Consider the following 18588-nt stretch of genomic DNA (forward strand, 5'->3'; position numbering starts at 1 on the left):
GAAAAAGGGGTATTATATATGTGGAAAAAATCGGCTATTATTGGCTTGGGTGCTGCCTTGGCTCTAACAGGCTGCAGCAGCTCCGAACCGATCAAGAATGCGGAGGCAGGATCGTCCGCAGCACCAGCGCAGAAAAAAGTTATCAAATATTGGACAGATGATCGTCACGATCAGGAATATATCAAGGAGCTTATTACGAAATTCAATGCCACGAATGCGGACAAGATCGAAGTGGAATTGACGGTAATGTCGGAAAATTACAATCAGAGCGTGGATATCGCCTTTGCCAGTAACCAAGCACCTGATGTGCTCCGCCTGAAAAGCGCGAACACAGGGCTTTTTGTTAAAAAAGGGTATTTGGCACCGATTGATACTTACCTGACCGATGATTTGAAGAAGAAGTTCTCTACGGTATTGATCGATGACGTAAACAAATTCGATGGTAAGCTGTACAGTCTCCCTAATACCGGCTTAACGCTGAGGCTCGTATATAACAAGGAGCTGTTTGACAAAGCGGGTATTGCGAATCCCCCTGCTTCTCTTCAGGAAATGGTGGATGCCGCTAAGAAAATTACCGAGATTGGCAAGAAGGATGGCGTGTATGGCTTTGCGCTTAATTTCAAAAATCCGAAGGGTGCCTTCGATCGTGCTGCACGGGAAATCTTATCATTAAGCGGTCATCAAGGTCTTGGCTTCGATCTAAAAACGGGTAAATTTGATTTTGCTCCTTACGCAGAGGTCATTACGTATTTCAAACAGATGTATGATAACGGCAGTATTCTGCCAGGAGCGGAAACGCTGGATATCGATCCGATGCGTGCCCAATTCGCGGCAGGCAAGATCGGGATGTACCTTTCCTTCTCTACGGAACCGGGTGTGTATAAGGACCAGTTCCCAACCCAGATTAAATGGGCAGGTGCGCTTGCTCCAACGTTGGATGGTAAAATCAGCGGGACTTCCGAAATCGTGTCTGCCGGAACTTGGTTAGGCATTAGTAATCATTCAGCCAATAAAGACGCTGCTTGGAAATTCATGGAGTACATGCATGGGGATGAGATATTAACGACTTATCATGAAAAAGGCTTCGGTATTACCATTGTTCCAAGCATCGTAGAGAAGGCGAAACAACCAGAAATTCCTGGAATGGAAGGGTTCCTCGTTGGTAAGATGGATTCTCTGTGGCCTGTGTCCCCGACGGTTACTCCAGAGGGAGCCAACTACGCCGATGCATTCTTTAAATATATGCTGGCAGGCGGAGATTTGAAGAAAATCACAGAGGATCTGAACAGTCGCTATAATACAGCTTTAACCAAAGAAATCGAGAAGGGAAGCGTCAAGGTAACGCCTGACCCGACTTTTGATCCAAGCAAGCTGCAAGGCAAATAATAATTTAGCGAAAATAGGGGTTTTTGTGAGCTGGTGACGAAATCCCCTGTTTTTCATGCTGCAAAGAAAGGAGAATACGAAGATGCCCACATGGAGACGGCTCCAAGAAAATACCCTATTTCTTCTCCCTAGTATCATATTGACTCTGGCCTTAGGCATCTATCCCTTGATATGGGTATTGCGTTATATGTTTTACGATTACGCAGGTTATGGTGAAGAGCTGTTCGTGGGCCTGGATAATTTCAGACGTCTGGCGAGGGATACGCAGTTCTGGGATTCGGTGGTCAACACGTTTGTATTTGCCGGAGGCAAGCTGCTGCTAACCATCCCTCTTTCACTGCTGCTGGCCGTTATTTTGAATGGCAAGCTGCGCGGAAAAAATCTGCTGCGTGCGATCTACTTCATGCCAACGGTTATTAGTACGGCTGTTATTTCGGTTGTTTTTTATATCATCTTTAATTCTTATAACGGTATGGTCAACCAACTATTGATGAAATATCATCTGATCAGTCAGCCGATTGAATGGCTTGGACCGAAGTATGCCATGATCACGGTTATTATTGTAGCAGCGTGGGGAGCGGTTGGTAATTACATGCTGCTGTTTCTAGCAGGCCTGCAAAGCATTCCGCAGGATCTGTACGAAAGTGCTTCGATTGATGGTGCGAATGCCCCTCAGCGATTTGCTTACATTACGATTCCTATGCTGGGTCCTGTGATGCAAATGATTATTATGCTGGCCATTATCGCTTCGCTTAAGGGCTACGAGAGCATCATGGTGATGACGGAAGGCGGACCGATTGGCAAGACGGAGGTTATGTATCTATACCTGTATAAGCTTCTCTTTCCTGTATCAACGGGATCTCCTGTCGATCAACAAATCGGTTATGGAAGTGCAGTAGGTTTTGTTACAGCGCTCATTGTGGGTGGAATAACGTTTCTTTACAACTATTTGAGCAGAAAAATGAACAAGGTATTTTAGGAGGCGAGTTAGGACATGAACAAACAGACATCATCTATGGGACAATCGTCCGTACGGCTCGCGAGCTTGGTTGGCCGCACAGTAATGTGGTTGTTTTTGCTGGCTACGGCACTTCTGACCTTGTTTCCTGTATTGATGACCCTATTGGGTTCCTTGAAGAGTGGCGCTGAGCTAATGACTGGTGGTGGTGATATACTGCCGAAGACATGGTTGTTCTCTAATTATGCAGAGGCGTGGAAGCAGACCAAGTTCGCCCAATATACTTGGAACAGCGCCTTTTTAAGCATTATGGTTACGATTGGAACCCTGCTTGTCGCGGCAATGGCTGCGTACGTAGTCGAACGGAGGCAATTTCCGGGGAAGTCGCTTTATGTGGGAGTTCAGGCGGCAACCATGTTTGTATCCGTAGGGGCAGTTGTACTGCGGCCGCAGTTCGATCTGATGGTCAAGCTGCATCTTAATACGACACTTTGGGGAGTCATTCTTATTCTGATAAGCGCCCATGCGAGCACTTTCTTTATTCTACTGACCTTTCTCAAAGCGATTCCGCGGGAGCTGGATGAAGCGGGCATGATGGATGGCTCTAGCTTTTCCCGTAACTTCTTCCGGATTATTCTTCCGCTTTTGGCGCCAGGCCTTGGTGTTACGGGATTGTTCGCGTTCCGCCATGCTTGGAATGAATATATTTTACCGTTGGTATTTACGATGACGAACCCAAAGCTGCAGACGCTGACTGTCGGTCTGGCTAACCTTCGCTATGGCTCGTCCGCTGCGATGCAGATTCACTTAATGATGGCGGGAGCCTGCCTATCCATCGTGCCTATGCTGCTTGTTTATATCGCGGCTAATAAATCATTTATGCAGGTAACGGCAGGTTCTGTTAAAGGATAAACCGTCAACCACTCATATAGTAAATATTGTTAAATATTAAGCAGGAGGTCATTAATGATGAACGAATTTACAATTGGTGCACTGCATTCCAGTCCTCTGATTCAGCGCCATCCGGCTAACCCGCTGCTTACGCCCAAGGATGTTCCTTACGGTCCAGCGATGGTATTTAACGCGGGAGTCACCAAATTTCAGGGTAAATACGTGATGGTGTTTCGCAACGACTATGGAGATGCGGATCAGCACACGATCCTGCCGCATAACACGACCAATTTGGGATTGGCATTCAGTGATGATGGTGTAAAGTGGGAGGTTAAGCCGGCTCCCTGCTGGATTTGGAATGATGAAGAGGTTATTCGGGTCTATGACCCGAGGCTGACTGTAATCGAAGGCAAGTGCTACATGTGCTTTGCTGTTGATACGTTGCACGGGCTTCGCGGCGGTATTGCCGTGACCGAGGACTTTGAAAACTTTGAGGTTCTCAGTCTGTCTATGCCTGACAACCGGAACATGGTATTGTTCCCTGAGCGGATAGGGGGCAAGTACGTCCGACTGGAGCGGCCTTTCCCGGTGTACAGCAGAGGAGGTATCGATAGATTCGATATGTGGATGAGTGACTCCCCGGATCTGCGCTATTGGGGTAACTCTCAGCTGCTGTTGGCTGTAGAACAGGTTCCCTTCGCCAATGACAAGGTAGGCCCTGGCGCTCCGCCGATCAAGACGGAGAAAGGCTGGCTGACGACCTTCCATGCCGTTGACCTTGATCGCAGCCGCGGCAAGAATGGTTGGGAAGAAACCTGGAAGAAGCGCTATACGGCAGGTATTATGCTGCTTGACCTGGATAATCCGAGCCGGATTATAGGCATGTCTCCATCACCATTAATCGCTCCCGAAGCAAGTTATGAGACCGATGGGGGATTCCGCAATAATGTGATCTTCCCTGGTGGAATGATTCTGGAGGATTCCGGCGAAGTCAAAATATATTACGGCGCCGCCGACACTGTAGAGTGCTTAGCAACTGCTCATGTGGATGATTTAGTACGTCTTTGTTTGGAAGGCAAATAAAAAGGCTTACGAAGTGGATTCCGTATGGAAATCCGGAAGGAGGATTATGATGAGCTACGGTCAAGTGACATTACCAGTAGAGAGCATTCCCGTTTCCCAAGAGGTCGATGTTGTTGTCATCGGGGGCGGAGCCTCTGGCATTGCAGCTGCAATCAGTGCGGCTAACAATGGAGCTGTGACATTACTCGTTGAGCAGCGAGGATATATGGGCGGAATGGGGACGGTGTCTTTGGTTCCAGCATTTTGCCCGTTCACGGATAAGGAGAAGCCGATCATCCGCGGCATCGGGATGGAGCTTATGGAGCGGATGAAGCATGCGTGCAATGCCGATTACCGCAAGGAATACGAGCATACACTGGATTGGGTTCCTATTGATCCAGAGGTGCTGAAGCGAGTGTATGATGATGCCGCTACAGAAAGCGGAGTTGCACTGCTTTATCATACGTTTGTCTACGATGTGTTGCTATCTGAGGACAAGAAAAGCATTGAGGGCATTATCGTTGTTAATAAAACAGGACGTTCCTTCATACGTTGCCGCTATGTGATAGATGCTACGGGAGATGCGGATATTGCAGCGATGGCAGGCGTACCGTTCCAGAAGGGCGACGAGCAAGGAGAACTGCAGCCTGGGAGCATGTGCTATCTGCTTGCGAACGTAGACCGATCGAAGTTTCATAGGTTTCTGGAGGAAACCGGGGATACCGGACAGCTGCACAAGACTGTCGAGAGGGCTATCACTGACGGTGCCCTGCCGGAAGGACGCAAATCTATATCGGGACTCGCTTGGGTCAATGATTATCTCGTCGGCGTCAACTTCGGACATGTCTTTGGTATCGATGGGACGAAGGCAGAGGATTTGACCCGTGGAGCCATTGAAGGCCGCAGGCTAGCCGAGCGTCAGCTACAATTTTTCCGTGCCTATGTGCCTGGTTTTGAGAAGGCCCACTTGGTCGCAAGCGGCGAACAGGTTGGTATTCGCGAGACAAGACGTATTCAAGGGGATTATGTGCTGACCGGGGATGACTTTATGGAGGCACGTTCCTTCCCCGATGATATCGCCCGTAATGCATATTATATCGATATTCATTTGGCCAACAGCAAAGGGAATATGACCTTTACTCATCTGCCCCCAGGTCAATCCCATGGTGTGCCCTACCGCGTCCTGCTGCCTGTGGGCATCGACAACCTGTGGGTACCCGGACGGGCGGCTTCCTCGGATCGAGCCGTACAAGGATCTCTGAGAGTTATGCCCAATTGCTTCGCTATGGGTCAAGCCTCTGGAACAGCGGCTGCACTAGCCTTGCGCACATCGGCCAAGTCAAGGGACGTATCCGTCCCTCAGCTTCAGCAGCTACTACTGGAGCAACATGCATGGCTCGGTGAGGATTTTACGGTTCCTGCTGCTGATGAGGCTTAAGTTACTTCATAATGGGGACCATTCTTAAACAGGGTATTAACCTATACAATGAAAGAGCTCATAAGCATAGTCCGATCCCTAAGGGAGTCGGGCTATGCTTTTTTATTCATATTACACGCCAGAAGATATAAGTTTCTGGGAGGAAGTAAGGGTCTTTTTTGCTTTTAATTGGGCTGGCAATAAGCGAATCCACAGAAGGAAGGAAAAAGCGGAAAAATGTCGAAAAGGTATGTAGGGCGACAAATTTTGGAAAATGAGCAAGTAGGGGGATTTGAATCAACTTATGAAGGGATTTACATGGTTTAGAAAGCGTTTGGCATTCCGGATTGCTGCTGTAATTGTGGTTGTTATTGTATTGTTGTCTTCAGGATATATCTGGCTGCAAATCAGCAATACGAAAATTGTAGCCACGGAGGTTATCACAAGCTATGGCTCGCGTATGGCTGATAGTTATTCCAAGCAGCTGGATGCTGGGAGGCTGCAGCAATTCCTGAAAAATCCCCAGGAGAACGATGTGTATTGGACGATTCGCCAAGAGCTTGACCTGTTTCGTACGCAAATCGGAGCGCTTTACGTCTATATTGTTCGAATCGATGAGAGCCAACGCCCACTTATTATAATCGATGGCCAGCCGAAGGGTTCAGAGGTTGCTTCTCCCATCAATGAAGTAACGGATATTCCCGCAAGTGCTGTCCAAACACTGCTGAAGGGCCAAATGGCGAATTCACCGCTAATCGACAATCCTGAGTACGGCAAATATATTTCCTCGTACGCGCCGATCAAGCTTTCGGATGGAACGGTGATTGGTGTAATTGGCATTGATACGGAAGCTTCAGTAACCGATAGCATCGCAAGCAGCGTCATACGTGAGAGTGCTCCCTTTTATATGCTGATGGTGATTATGGCATTATTGGGGCTTGGACTGATTGTAGGGGTCCTTATTCGTGCATTTAATCCATTTAAGTGGATTGTCACTGGAGCGGAAAATATCGCGGCTGGTGAATTCGCGAAGGCCAACAAACTGCTGCTTGAGCATCCTGTACGTTCTGAGGATGAGATAGGCGCTATGTACCGGGCCATCGTCAAGATGTCAGTCAGCTTGAATTCGATCGTTGGTGGGATTGTATCGAATATTGCCCAGACCTCCGATCAACTGGTTGTTGCTTCAGACCGCTCCGCCACAGAAGCGCAGCAGTTGCTTCAGATCAATGTTCAGGTAAACGAAGCGGCGAATCAGCTTGCCGAAGGAGCCAGCACCCAACGTACAAGCTCGGAAGAAAGTGCAAGAGCGATGGAGGAGATCACGACCACAATCCAGCGCATCTCCGAAGCTGCGGAGGCGGTTTCAGATGCTTCTTTGAAAGCTCTGGAGAGCGCCGAAGCGGGCAGAAGCACAATGGGGCGTATGAATGGCCAGATCGGTACGATCTCTGCGAATACGGAAGAAGCCGTGAGGCGGGTTTCCGTCCTACGTAACTACTCGCATGAGATCGCGGGGGCTTTGACAGCCATATCCGAAATTGCCAATCAGACGAAGCTGCTAGCATTGAACGCGTCCATAGAAGCGGCTCGTGCTGGTGAGCATGGTGCAGGTTTTGCTGTTGTTGCAGGAGAAGTAAGAAAGCTTGCCGAAGGAGCTACCAGCTCTACGCAATTGATTGCTTCATTGCTGCATAATGTTCAGAACGAATCGTTGCGAATCAGCGAGGCGATGGAGATTGGCTCAAAGGAAGTATATACAGGCAAGGTATTATCCGAGGAGGCGGAAGAGTCCTTCACGAACGTAGTGGAGATGTTCCGGTTAGTCACCGGACAAATTCACGATATTTCGGCTGCAACCGAGCAGATTTCAGCCGGTTCCGAGGAGGTGTCGGCCTCGGTCGTTGAAATCACCGATATTGCCAAAGCCTCCTCCGAGCAAACGCTCCAGATACGGGAGTTGGCGGATCAACAGCTGGAGATCGTGCGGCATGTTGCGGATGCAGCTGCGGAGCTGAGCGGCATGACACATCATTTACGGGAAGCTGTTAAACAGATTAAAGTATAATCGCTTCAGGTCCAATTCCCCTGCAGCTTGCTGTGAGTAGGACAAGCTGCAGGGTGCTTGGAAGCCGATTCTAAAACGCAGAAAACCCTAGGCACAATAGGTGAAATTTAAATCCATCCACGCCATTTAATCGCCTCTACCAAGCGCTTTAACCCTACCATATAAGCGGCCATTCGCATATCGATCTTTTTATCTATGGACGTCTGATAGACGTTGTAAAAGGATTGGACTATAATTTGCTTCAGCTTGGTATTCACCTCTTCCTCCGACTCTTCGGTTAAGACCAACTTAATTCCACCTTCGTTTCCATTTCCATTTTTTAAACCCTCCGCTGCAGAGTTTCCAGTAATTCCATGAACGCTTCCCTCCAGTCCCAATTTGCATCCGGATTCAGGCTTAGCTCATATAGATAATGAATAACCATCTTTATAGTTACTTTTCTTCATATCAAAACGCCTGAATGATTAATCATATATAGATGGGAGTTATCCCTTAAGGATAAAAAAGATGGGGAATTTCATCGCCTTTTGCCATAGATTCCACCGTGCATAGTCTGTACAATGTAGTCTAGAGCCATTCCAATGCTGCAGGAGGCATTGGAGTGGTGTGGGATAAGGGGGATTACCAAGTGAAAAAAGAACTGTTTATTGACGGCGGCTGGGTACAAGCACCCGATTATTACCCGCTATACTCGCCGTATTCTGAGGAGCACTTGGCGGACATTGCATCTGCTTCAAACGACCAGGTTGACCAAGCGATTGAGGCGGCTAGCCGCGCTGCTGTCGTAATGAGGGCGATGCCTGCGCACAGGAGAGCGGCTATTCTTGAAAAGCTGGCACAGCTTTTGGAGGAACGGCTGGAGGAAGCGGCCAGGCTGATCTCGCTAGAAGCGGCAAAGCCGATCACAACGGCAAAGTTGGAGGTCGCGCGCACAGTCCAGACCTATAAATTCGCAGCAGAGGAAGCCAAGCGTATACATGGCGAGACAATGTCCTTGGATGCGGCGCCTGGTGGCGAGGGCAGAGTCGCCTATACCGTACGGGAGCCGATCGGTGTCATTGGAGCGATTACCCCGTTCAATTTCCCGATGAACTTGGTTGCCCATAAGGTGGGACCTGCCATTGCCGCCGGCAATACGGTCGTCTTGAAGCCGGCGGGGCAAACGCCACTGACTGCGCTTTTGATCGCCGAGCTGCTGAAGGAAGCTGGCTTGCCTGACGGTGCGCTGAACGTGGTGACTGGCAGCGGCCGGCTCGTCGGCGAACGGATCGTGACGGATGATCGTGTCAAGATGGTGACATTCACCGGCAGCCCGGCGGTAGGCATCGGCATCCGTAACAAGGCGGGGCTGAAGCGCGTTACACTGGAGCTTGGCGCCAATTCGGCTGTGATTATCGACAAGGGCACCCCTATCGATAAAATCGTCGCCCGCAGCGTCCCTGGAGCTTTTTCTTTCCAAGGGCAGGTATGTATTTCCTTGCAGCGAGTGTATGCCCATGAGGCGATTTACGACGAATTTGTTGCCAAATTCGTTGAAGCGACAAGCAAGCTAAAGCTAGGAGATCCGCTTGATCCGGCTACTGACGTATCTGCGTTGATTTCGCTGGCGGATGTTGAGCGTGCGCTAGATTGGATCGGCGAAGCGAAGCTCCATGGGGCAACAATTGCTGCTGGCGGTACGGCAGTGGGCAATATGCTGCTGCCGACGGTTATTTTGGAGGCTTCTTCCGTGTTAAAGGTTTCTTGCCAGGAAGCTTTCGCCCCCATTGTTGTTATCCAGCGTGTAGGTACGATGGAAGAAGCGATTAGGTTGGTTAACGATTCGAGGTTCGGCCTGCAGGCGGGTATTTACACAGACAATATTCATACTGCTTTGGACGCAGCGGAGAAGCTTCATGTCGGCGGAGTGATGATCAATGATATCCCAACTTTCCGCGTGGATCATATGCCATACGGCGGTGTGAAGGAAAGTGGTTTAGGTCGTGAAGGGCTAAAGTATGCAATTGAGGAAATGACGGAGCTGAAGCTCATCGTGTTTAACAGGAATTAAACAAGAGTTGTGGTGATATTGTGAGTAGTCTGTTAGCAATTAACAATCTGCACGTCGAGTGTAAGTCCGAATTGTTCCTAGTGAAAGCTTCAATAATCGTTTTTAATTGACGGATCTACGCAGTTTCGTTAAAATAAACTTAATTGAATGCAGTTAAATAGGAGACGACAATTATGATGGAATTAGGGAATAAAATCAAAAAATTAAGAACCGAGCAGAATAGAAATCTGATGGATATTGCCAATGTTTGCGGGTTCTCCAAAAGTTTATTATCCAAAATAGAAAATGGGAAAACGATACCTCCCATTTCTACATTGATTAAAATAGCCGATGCACTGGGTACCAAGGTATCTATTCTATTGGATGACCAGCAGCAATCGGGCACGATTTATACCACGAAAGAAGCAAGTGAGGCAAGAATGACCAAAACGGATAGAGGCTACTCTTTTTTCACCTTTGCCGTTGAACGTAGTGAAAAGCTTATGCAGCCGTTTCTGTTTATATCCCGAAAGGATGAAAACGATAGCAAAAATTTGTACAGTCACAATGGCGAGGAATTTATATTCATACTCGAAGGCGAAATGCGCTATAAAGTAGGAAATGTAGAATATATGCTGAAGCCTGGTGACAGTCTTTATTTTGATTCGATTGAAAAACATACCTTAATGCCGATTACGGATGAGGTCAAATATATGGCCGTGTTCACACAATCCAAATTAAGTAATAGCTAAAAGCTTGATATATAGGGAAGGGCATCATGTGAAAACATCAAATCAAGCTTTATAAAGATTGGAGACCTTTGGGGATGCCCCAGGTTCTCCAATTTTTTTTAATAAAGAGATGGATATTTATGGACAAACACCTAAAGAAAACGCTTGCAATAAGAAATGCAGTGCTATATAATAACTTTGTAAACAATGTTGAATTATATACAATCTAGTTTCTCTATAATTAATATTGTTGATACTTATCCCAATAAAATGTAGGAGTGAGCAAACAAATGAAAAAGTACAAGGTAGGTATTGTTGGTACGGGTGGAGTTAGCGAGTTGCATTTTGTGGGGTATAAGGATCATCCCGAACGTATCGAGATCACGGCACTATGTGATCCGAACGCGGAAGCCCTACATGCCAAGGCAGATAAATATGGGGTTCCGCAGCGCTTTACGGATTTGCATGAATTCCTCAAGAACAGTGGCGTTGATGCGGTTGTCGTATGCACGCCTACCTCTATCCGTAAAGACATCCTGTTTCCCATCATCGAAGCAGGGCTTCCGATCTTCTGTGAAAAGCCTTTTTCCGATACATGGGCAGAAGCCACTGAAATCACGGAAATGGCTGCCAAGCATGGCGTCCCTATCTCGGTCAACCAAAACTTCCGACGCCATTTTCCTTTCGAGCTCGTCAAGGAAATTCTTACACCAGGTACAATTGGCCAGGTAACCTCGATTGTATTCACCAACCTAATGTTCAGGCAGGATGTGGGCTGGCGGTTAGAGGAAAAACGACATGCGCTTTCGGTCATGGGCATTCACTGGTTTGACGGCTTCCGCCTGATTCTTGGTTCCGAAGCGAAATCCGTTGTTGCTCAAAACCGGTCCTCATCGGCTATTCAATGTGTAGGAGAAACAGATGGTGCCGTTCAGGTGGTATTCGAGAACAACACAGTCGTGACCTATACCCAAAGCTTCTCCAGCGCTTTTGGCAGAACCGAGATGATCGTTATCGGCGAGACGGGGACGCTTGTTGTTGAAGGGGGAAAGGTCAACTTGTACCGTGGTAAAGGAAAATCGCCTGAACAGACCTGGGACAATCATGTTTCCAGAGAAGTGGCAACCTTCGAAGGACTCAACCAGCTGTTGACCTCCATTGAAACCGGAGTGGAGGCCCCGAATAGCTCCATTGACAACTTGAAAACGGTTACTCTTCTCGATGCTGCTTATGTTTCTGCTGAAGAACAAAGAGTGGTAATTCTGAAGCAAGGTGTAAAGGTGACGGTATAGGCCTAATCTTCAAGCATGCTTTATAAATGATGGAAGTGGAAGGTATGAATATGAGGATACAAACATCTGCTTTGCAGCCGTCCGTCACTAAGAGTAAGCATCATGCACTGGCTTCGAGATTAAAACGAGATAAATATTTATATATGCTTGTTTTACCAGGTGTGCTGTTCTTTCTGCTTTTTAAATACGTTCCCATGTGGGGGATCATTATAGCTTTTCAAGAGTATTCCCCCTACGCAGGCGTGTGGAAGAGCGAATGGGTAGGATTAGAGCATTTCATCCGTTTTTTTTCTAATCCTGATTTTATTTTGCTCTTTAGGAATACGATGGTGATCAGTTTATTAAATTTGGTATTTTTTTTCCCGCTACCGATTGTTCTTTCCATGCTTCTGAACGAGGTAAACAATCAATTTTTTAAAAAGGTTATTCAATCGGTTGTGTATTTGCCGCATTTTTTATCATGGGTCATCATTGCAGGGATATCATTCTTACTCTTATCGCAGTCTTCAGGAATTGTAAATATGATGATGGTATCCGTAGGATTATCCAAATACGATTTTCTGACGAATACGGATACAATCTGGGGATTGCTCGTTGCACAAAACATTTGGAAGGAAACCGGTTGGGGAACGATTATCATCTTGGCAGCGATTACAGGGGTTGACACTCAGCTATACGAGGCTGCCAAAATGGATGGAGCCAACCGGTGGCTGCAAGCCTGGCATGTAACACTGCCTGGAATCCGAAGCGTAATTCTGATTCTGTTAATCTTAAGGCTGGGACACATTATGGATGTCGGATTTGAGCAGGTATTTCTTATGAATAATGGAGCAGTCGCCCAATATACGGATGTTTTTGAAACGTATGTATACCGCAATGGTATTCAGAGTGGACAATTCAGCTACAGTACAGCAGTCGGCTTGTTTAAATCATTGGTAGGTCTTATTCTCGTTGTTGTGGCGAACAAAATGGCCAAACGGATTGGCGAGGAAGGCATCTATTAAATGACAAGCTCCAAGGGTGGTGATTAGGAAGATGATGTTGAGCTTTGGTGATCGACTATTTAACTATCTGAATACGATGGTGTTGGTATCGATTGGAATTATCACGTTATTCCCATTGTATTATGTGTTCATTGTTTCCTTTACCGATCCCAATGAATATTTGCAAAAAAATGGTTTTGTTCTATTTCCCCAAAATTGGTCGCTTGGATCTTATAGATATTTGCTGGGCACCGATACTTTTAAGAACGCTACGTTAATCAGCACCTTTCTGGCAACGGTCGGAACCGGGTTAAGTTTAATTTTCACCTCTGCCATGGCATTTGGTATGTCTCGCAAAAGACTTTTAGGCAGAAAATTCCTGATGCTGATGATTTTATTGACGATCCTGTTCAATCCAGGCATTATTCCCAATTACATTGTCGTTCGCGACTTTGGATTGATAAATAGTGTATGGTCCCTTATTATTCCGGTGCTGATCAGCGGATGGAATGTCATTTTGATGAAAAGCTTTTTTGACAGCATTCCGGCAGAGCTTGAAGATGCGGCCATGATTGACGGCTGCAACGATTTGGGCACATTTTTCCGTATTGTGCTTCCGCTCTCGGCTCCTGCTTTGGCTGCTTTCGGTTTATTCTATGCAGTTGGTTACTGGAACACGTTCTTCAATGCTATTTTGTATATCAATGATTTTGCGAAAGTGCCTCTACAAGTTGTTTTGAGGAATATGTTAATTGAATCAGATACAACAACAGGAGGCGCAGCAGCTACCGAGATGATGTCAGAAGGCCAACTTCCGGTTCAAACCATCAAAATGGCTGCTGTGGTTATTGCTACGGTTCCTATATTGGCGGTATATCCGTTTCTGCAAAAGCATTTCGCCAAAGGTGTCATGCTTGGATCAGTCAAAGGCTGATTGGATTTAATAAACAAAGGGGGGGTACGTATGAAGAAAGGCCCAAAAAGACATACACTTATCGCTATGTTGTCCCTATTAGCGGTATTGACTTCAGCATGTTCTGGTAGTGGAGGAGGGACGACAACGAAGCCGGAGGAAGGCAAGAATGAGGCTCCTGTCGCTCTCAATATATTCGCGAATTTCTCAATTACTCAACCACCGGGTCCGGATAATCCGGTCTTAAAAGAATTCGAAAAAAAGACGAATACGAAACTTAACATGACATGGGTTTCAGACCCGGTATTTAATGACAAGTTAAACGTGCTGTTAGCTTCCGGAGACCTTCCGGATGCCATCAGACTGCCCGATACGACCATTCCGCAGTTTCAAACGATGGTTAAACAAGGCGCATTTTGGGACTTAACACCCTATCTAAAAGATTACAAGAACTTGATGGATTCGCCAAAAGCGATTTGGGAAAACACGAAAGTTAACGGCAAAAATTATGTTGTACCCATTGTGCGTCCTCTGGAGGGTGGAACTACCTTTTTTATACGCAGAGATTGGCTGGATAAGCTGGGATTGAAGATGCCTACAACGATGGATGATTTGTACAACGTAATGAAGGTTTTTAAAGAGAAGGATCTGGATGGAAAGAAAGACATATTCGGATATACCATGCGTACGCATGATCAAATTGAATTTATTTTTACAGGTGCCAGCAGCAAATGGAAACCTGTGAATGGAAGCCTTATTAACATTGATTTAGAGCCTGAAATGAGAGACGCACTGCTTTATAAGAAAAAGCTGTTTGATGAACAGCTCATTCCGGCCGATTTTGCTGTAATGAAAAGCAATGATATTACCGATTTGGCTACTACCGGAAGAGCAGGTATAACCACCGAAACGATCGAAGCGATGTGGCGTTGGCAATACGACCAATGGAAGAGAGATCCGAAGGTGAATTGGGAGCCAATCGTTTCGCTGGAAGCGAAGAAGGGGCCATTCCAACAGCAAAATAGTGGATTTATCGGAGTTTATGCGATTCCAAAGAGTGTTCCAGAAGCGAAAATGCTTAAAATTTTATCTTTGCTCGATTTCGGCGCTACCGAAGAAGGGCATATTCTATCCAATTATGGTATTGAAGGCACCCACTATAAAAAAGAAGACGGATTTTATATCACAAATGAGCAAGCAGTTAAGGATAGCCTAGGTCCAGGAGCGATGGGTAAACTGTTTATGAAGCATGACCCGTATATGTACGCTTTTGCGCCAGGTATGCCGAAGGAAGTATTTGAAAAAAACAAAAAGATTATTGATGCCAAAGCGAAAATCAGCATACCAAGAGTAGAGATTGGGTTATTCTCAGAAACGAATAACAAGCTTGGGGCCGATTACACCAAGAAAATTACAGACATGAAAACTCAAGTTACTATGGGCAAGGTTGGTATTGATGCTTGGGATAAATTTGTCGCAGATCTGAAGGTAGATGCCAATTATCAGAAGATTATCCAAGAAATGAATGCAGCATATAAAGAGCGTTTAGCAGCTAAGTAAACACAAAAAAGGAGAATGAGAGATATGGCTACTATTACTGACTTGAGAAAACAGGATACAAAGCGAGTATTACATGAAAATTGGGGTAAAATTCAATGGTTATGCGGTCAGGAAATCGACCCGGAATCAGAAATGACGTTCGGCATGGTTTATATTAACGCAGGTCAGGCCAATCCGAGACATGTTCACCCGAACTGTGAGGAAGTTATCTTTATCTTATCCGGTGAATGTGATCATACTCTTGGGGATGAGATCTTTCATTTGGAGCCCGGCATGATGCTGCGTATTCCACGCAATGTCCCTCATAATGCAACAACAACTAGCTGGGAGCCATGCCGAATGATTATCGCTTACTCGGCACCGGATCGTCAGACCATCGGCGAGTAGACGACAATACCGGTAACCCGAGGGAGATTAGTCTTCCCTCGGGTTATATTGTGGGAGTACGCCGGATTAAATCGATTTTTATGGAGAATGCATATGTTTGAACTCAGTTACCTGCAAATCGTTATCATTATTTTTGTTGGAATATTTGTCGGCTTCGCCAAAACCGGAATTTCAACCTTGGGCATCTTCAATGCGATGCTGATGACGCTCATTTTTCCGGCCAAATTGTCAGTTGGCATTCTGCTGCCTATGCTGATTGTCGGTGATTTGATAGCCGTTGCTTACTACCGCAACAATGTGATATGGAAGCACCTGATCAGTCTGATGCCCTGGGCGCTTATTGGAATTGTAGTCGGTTATCTTGTTTTACTGAGGGTCGATAATAATCAATTGAATCTCCTCTTAGGAGCGCTTATATGCGGCTTGATCCTTCTTCAAGCCATTAGGGAGCGGATGGGAGTCAAGCTTGATTCCAAGTTTCCTTCATCCTTATGGTTTATCGCTTCAATGGGCATTCTGGCCGGTTTTGCAACAACGATCGGCAACGTTTCCGGCGCTATTATGGCGATCTACCTTTTCGCCAAACGAGTGCCTAAACAGGAGTTTATTGGAACGGGCGCATGGTTTTTTTTAATTGTGAATTTGGTGAAAGTACCCTTTTTCATCCATTTGGGGATGACAACGTCTGAATCTGTCCTTTTTAATGTATGGACCATCCCCTTAATTGCTATAGGAGCTTATGCGGGCATAAAGCTGTTGCCATTAATTCCACAGGTTCATTTTCAGCGGCTTGTTCTATTACTAGGAGCTATCGGGGCATTGAAGCTGCTTATTGAAGGTTTATTAACTATTTGAATTTGAATCGACCAAACAAGAGGAGAAATGGACATGAGTATAAAGCTGGCTTTTTCAAGACCTACCTCAACTGAGGAGGAACAGACTTTATTATTTCAACAATATAGAGAGATTGGCTATGACGGGCTTCAATTGAAGGCCAAACAATATGATCCTTTTCTGGCGGAACCGGAGAAGTTCAAGGAAACCTGGGGCCATCTGCCAGGTGTGGGCTCGGCTTTAATAGCAGGTGGAAGATTGGATGAGGCCAGTATAGAGCAGCTTCGGAAAGTGTTTCGTTTTGCTTCGGCTATAGGTACGGAAATGATTGTTTACTGCCACGGAGTTCCCAGAGCTGAAGTGAGTCCGGAAGACATTCGCCGATACGCGGATCTTTGTTCCGATTTGGGACTCGAGGCGCAGCAGCAAGGCATAAGGCTTTCGCTGCACCATCATTATAATAATCCGGTCATGTATCGCGATGATTTCGATATATTTTTCGATCAAGCCAAGGATCAGTCGGTTGGCCTTACGGTTGATACAGCCCATTTGGTGAAATCCGGCATTGAGGATGTAGCGGAGGTTATACGCAGCTTTGGGCACGTCATTGATAACTTTCATCTTAAGGATTTTGAGCAGGGAGATTGGAGAGTGCTGGGTAAAGGTGCCATTGATTTTGCACCGATTTTCGGAGCTATTCGAGAGATCGGTTATACAGGCTGGGCCTCAGCGGATGAGGAAAGCGGCAGCGGTGTCCTTGAAGGCATGAAGGATTGCTACTCGTATATGCGGAGTGGATTGAAGTGAAATCTTGAAGAGAAATCATATCCCAAGGGAGCTGATCATGATGGGCAAAAAGGTGGTTCTAATCGGAGCCTTGGATACGAAAGGGCAGGAATTTCAATTTGTTAAAGACCGTCTGCAGGCATGCGGCATAGAAACCTTTGTTGTGGATACCGGCGTTCTTGGCGATCCACTCTTTCAGCCGGATGTAACCGCAGATGAGGTGGCAAGAGCCGGTGGTTCAAGCATCGAAGCCCTGCGGGCTGGCAACGACCGGGGAACCGCAGTTGCCGTGATGACCAAGGGAGCTGCAGCCATCGTTATCGCGCTTGAGCAGCAGGGGATTGTGGGTGCTGCCTTTGGCATGGGCGGGACTGCCGGGACGACCGTAGCTGCGAAGGCGCTACAGGCCTTGCCAATTGGGGTTCCCAAGCTGTTGGTTTCGACTGTTGCCTCCGGCAATACGAGGCCCTATGTAGGGGTCAAGGACATCATGATGATGTATTCCGTTATCGATATTGCCGGCATAAACCGGCTATCCCGCCGGATCCTTAGCAATGCAGCCCATTGCTTGGCAGGAATGCTCCAGCACATGGAGCTGGAACAGGAAGCGGAGAAGGATAAAGTGACGCTGGGCATAACCATGTTCGGTGTGACTACCCCATGCGCGACCCGAGTCCGCGAGCTACTGGAGGAGAAGGGCTACGATGTACTCGTCTTCCATGCCACGGGTACAGGTGGGATGGCGATGGAGGCTTTAATCAAGGCCGGCTATATTCAGGGTGTTGCCGATATTACGACGACGGAGCTGGCAGACCATCTGGTTGGCGGTATATTCGATGCTGGGCCGGACCGTTTGGAGGCAGCGGGAATCGCCCGAATACCACAGGTAGTTTCGGTGGGTGCGCTGGATATGGTTAACTTCGGTGAGCCGGAGACGGTTCCGGCGGCCTTCAAGGATCGTCTCTTTTACCAGCATAATCCTACCACTACCTTGATGAGGACAACCGTTTCAGAAAACCAGGAATTGGGCCGTATTTTTGCCACTAAGCTGAATGAGGGCTTTGCTCCAACGATTGTCGTCTTTCCCAAAGCCGGAGTTTCCTTATTGGATATGGATACCAAGCCCTTTGACGGCAAGGCAGAGCGCGAAGCTTTGTATGCAAGTATTAAGCAGCATCTTAGAGCGGATATTCCGATGGTCGATATGGAGCAGGATATTAATGACCCGGCCGTAGCCGATATGATTGCAGACAGCCTGCTTAAGCTATTAGAAACGAACAAGAGAGGATAA

17 protein-coding genes are annotated in these 18588 nt (G+C 46.8%); 16 read left to right on the plus strand and 1 reads right to left on the minus strand.

Going from position 1 to position 18588, the window contains the following annotated elements; genetic code table 11:
* Positions 1-18: 18 nt before the first annotated feature.
* From G9U52_RS17660 to G9U52_RS17685, 6 genes are all read left to right on the plus strand, one after another.
* Entirely contained in the window at positions 19-1386 is a 1368-nt protein-coding gene (locus G9U52_RS17660; protein WP_166151964.1) for an ABC transporter substrate-binding protein, read from the plus strand.
* A gap of 82 nt (positions 1387-1468) precedes the next feature.
* Positions 1469-2365 carry a carbohydrate ABC transporter permease gene (locus G9U52_RS17665; protein WP_166151965.1) on the plus strand — a complete coding sequence of 299 codons (897 nt, stop codon included), beginning with the start codon at positions 1469-1471 and terminating at the stop codon, positions 2363-2365.
* 15 nt (positions 2366-2380) lie between these two features.
* Complete coding sequence (locus G9U52_RS17670) at positions 2381-3256, plus strand: carbohydrate ABC transporter permease (RefSeq protein ID WP_166151966.1); 876 nt, start codon at positions 2381-2383, stop codon at positions 3254-3256.
* A 57-nt stretch (positions 3257-3313) separates the two neighbouring features.
* Positions 3314-4318 (plus strand): glycoside hydrolase family 130 protein, encoded by a 1005-nt coding sequence (locus G9U52_RS17675; RefSeq protein WP_166152238.1) that lies wholly within the window; start codon positions 3314-3316, stop codon positions 4316-4318.
* Positions 4319-4364: 46 nt separating this feature from the next.
* Positions 4365-5735 carry an FAD-dependent oxidoreductase gene (locus tag G9U52_RS17680; protein ID WP_375790262.1) on the plus strand — a complete coding sequence of 457 codons (1371 nt, stop codon included), beginning with the start codon at positions 4365-4367 and terminating at the stop codon, positions 5733-5735.
* 283 nt (positions 5736-6018) lie between these two features.
* Entirely contained in the window at positions 6019-7782 is a 1764-nt protein-coding gene (locus G9U52_RS17685) for a methyl-accepting chemotaxis protein (protein ID WP_166151967.1), read from the plus strand.
* Positions 7783-7889: 107 nt separating this feature from the next.
* Here G9U52_RS17685 and G9U52_RS17690 read toward each other — a convergent pair whose 3' ends face one another.
* The gene (locus G9U52_RS17690; RefSeq protein ID WP_243767411.1) at positions 7890-8069 is read right to left on the minus strand and encodes a hypothetical protein; all 180 of its coding nucleotides are present in this window, start codon (positions 8067-8069) and stop codon (positions 7890-7892) included.
* A gap of 314 nt (positions 8070-8383) precedes the next feature.
* Between G9U52_RS17690 and G9U52_RS17695 the strand changes: the two genes are divergently transcribed.
* The 10 genes from G9U52_RS17695 (at position 8384) to G9U52_RS17740 (ending at position 18588) form a co-directional block, all read left to right on the plus strand.
* Positions 8384-9832, plus strand: a complete 1449-nt coding sequence (locus G9U52_RS17695) for an aldehyde dehydrogenase family protein (RefSeq protein WP_311764887.1) — start codon at positions 8384-8386, stop codon at positions 9830-9832.
* A gap of 173 nt (positions 9833-10005) precedes the next feature.
* On the plus strand, positions 10006-10563 hold the full coding sequence (locus G9U52_RS17700; protein ID WP_243767412.1) for a helix-turn-helix domain-containing protein: 558 nt from the start codon (positions 10006-10008) through the stop codon (positions 10561-10563).
* Positions 10564-10832: 269 nt separating this feature from the next.
* Entirely contained in the window at positions 10833-11834 is a 1002-nt protein-coding gene (locus G9U52_RS17705; protein WP_166151969.1) for a Gfo/Idh/MocA family protein, read from the plus strand.
* A gap of 26 nt (positions 11835-11860) precedes the next feature.
* Positions 11861-12838, plus strand: coding sequence for an ABC transporter permease (locus G9U52_RS17710; RefSeq protein ID WP_166151970.1), 978 nt, complete (start codon positions 11861-11863; stop codon positions 12836-12838).
* A gap of 31 nt (positions 12839-12869) precedes the next feature.
* On the plus strand, positions 12870-13751 hold the full coding sequence (locus G9U52_RS17715) for a carbohydrate ABC transporter permease (RefSeq protein WP_166151971.1): 882 nt from the start codon (positions 12870-12872) through the stop codon (positions 13749-13751).
* 30 nt (positions 13752-13781) lie between these two features.
* Positions 13782-15290 (plus strand): extracellular solute-binding protein, encoded by a 1509-nt coding sequence (locus G9U52_RS17720; protein ID WP_243767413.1) that lies wholly within the window; start codon positions 13782-13784, stop codon positions 15288-15290.
* 24 nt (positions 15291-15314) lie between these two features.
* The gene (locus G9U52_RS17725; protein ID WP_166151972.1) at positions 15315-15677 is read left to right on the plus strand and encodes a cupin domain-containing protein; all 363 of its coding nucleotides are present in this window, start codon (positions 15315-15317) and stop codon (positions 15675-15677) included.
* Positions 15678-15770: 93 nt separating this feature from the next.
* Entirely contained in the window at positions 15771-16532 is a 762-nt protein-coding gene (locus tag G9U52_RS17730; protein WP_166151973.1) for a sulfite exporter TauE/SafE family protein, read from the plus strand.
* A 33-nt stretch (positions 16533-16565) separates the two neighbouring features.
* The gene (locus G9U52_RS17735) at positions 16566-17318 is read left to right on the plus strand and encodes a sugar phosphate isomerase/epimerase family protein (RefSeq protein ID WP_166151974.1); all 753 of its coding nucleotides are present in this window, start codon (positions 16566-16568) and stop codon (positions 17316-17318) included.
* A 4-nt stretch (positions 17319-17322) separates the two neighbouring features.
* Positions 17323-18588: a Tm-1-like ATP-binding domain-containing protein gene (locus G9U52_RS17740; protein ID WP_243767414.1), complete on the plus strand. Its 1266-nt coding sequence runs from the start codon at positions 17323-17325 to the stop codon at positions 18586-18588.

This window comes from Paenibacillus agricola, assembly GCF_011440305.1.
Classification (GTDB): Bacteria; Bacillota; Bacilli; order Paenibacillales; family NBRC-103111; genus Paenibacillus_S; species Paenibacillus_S agricola.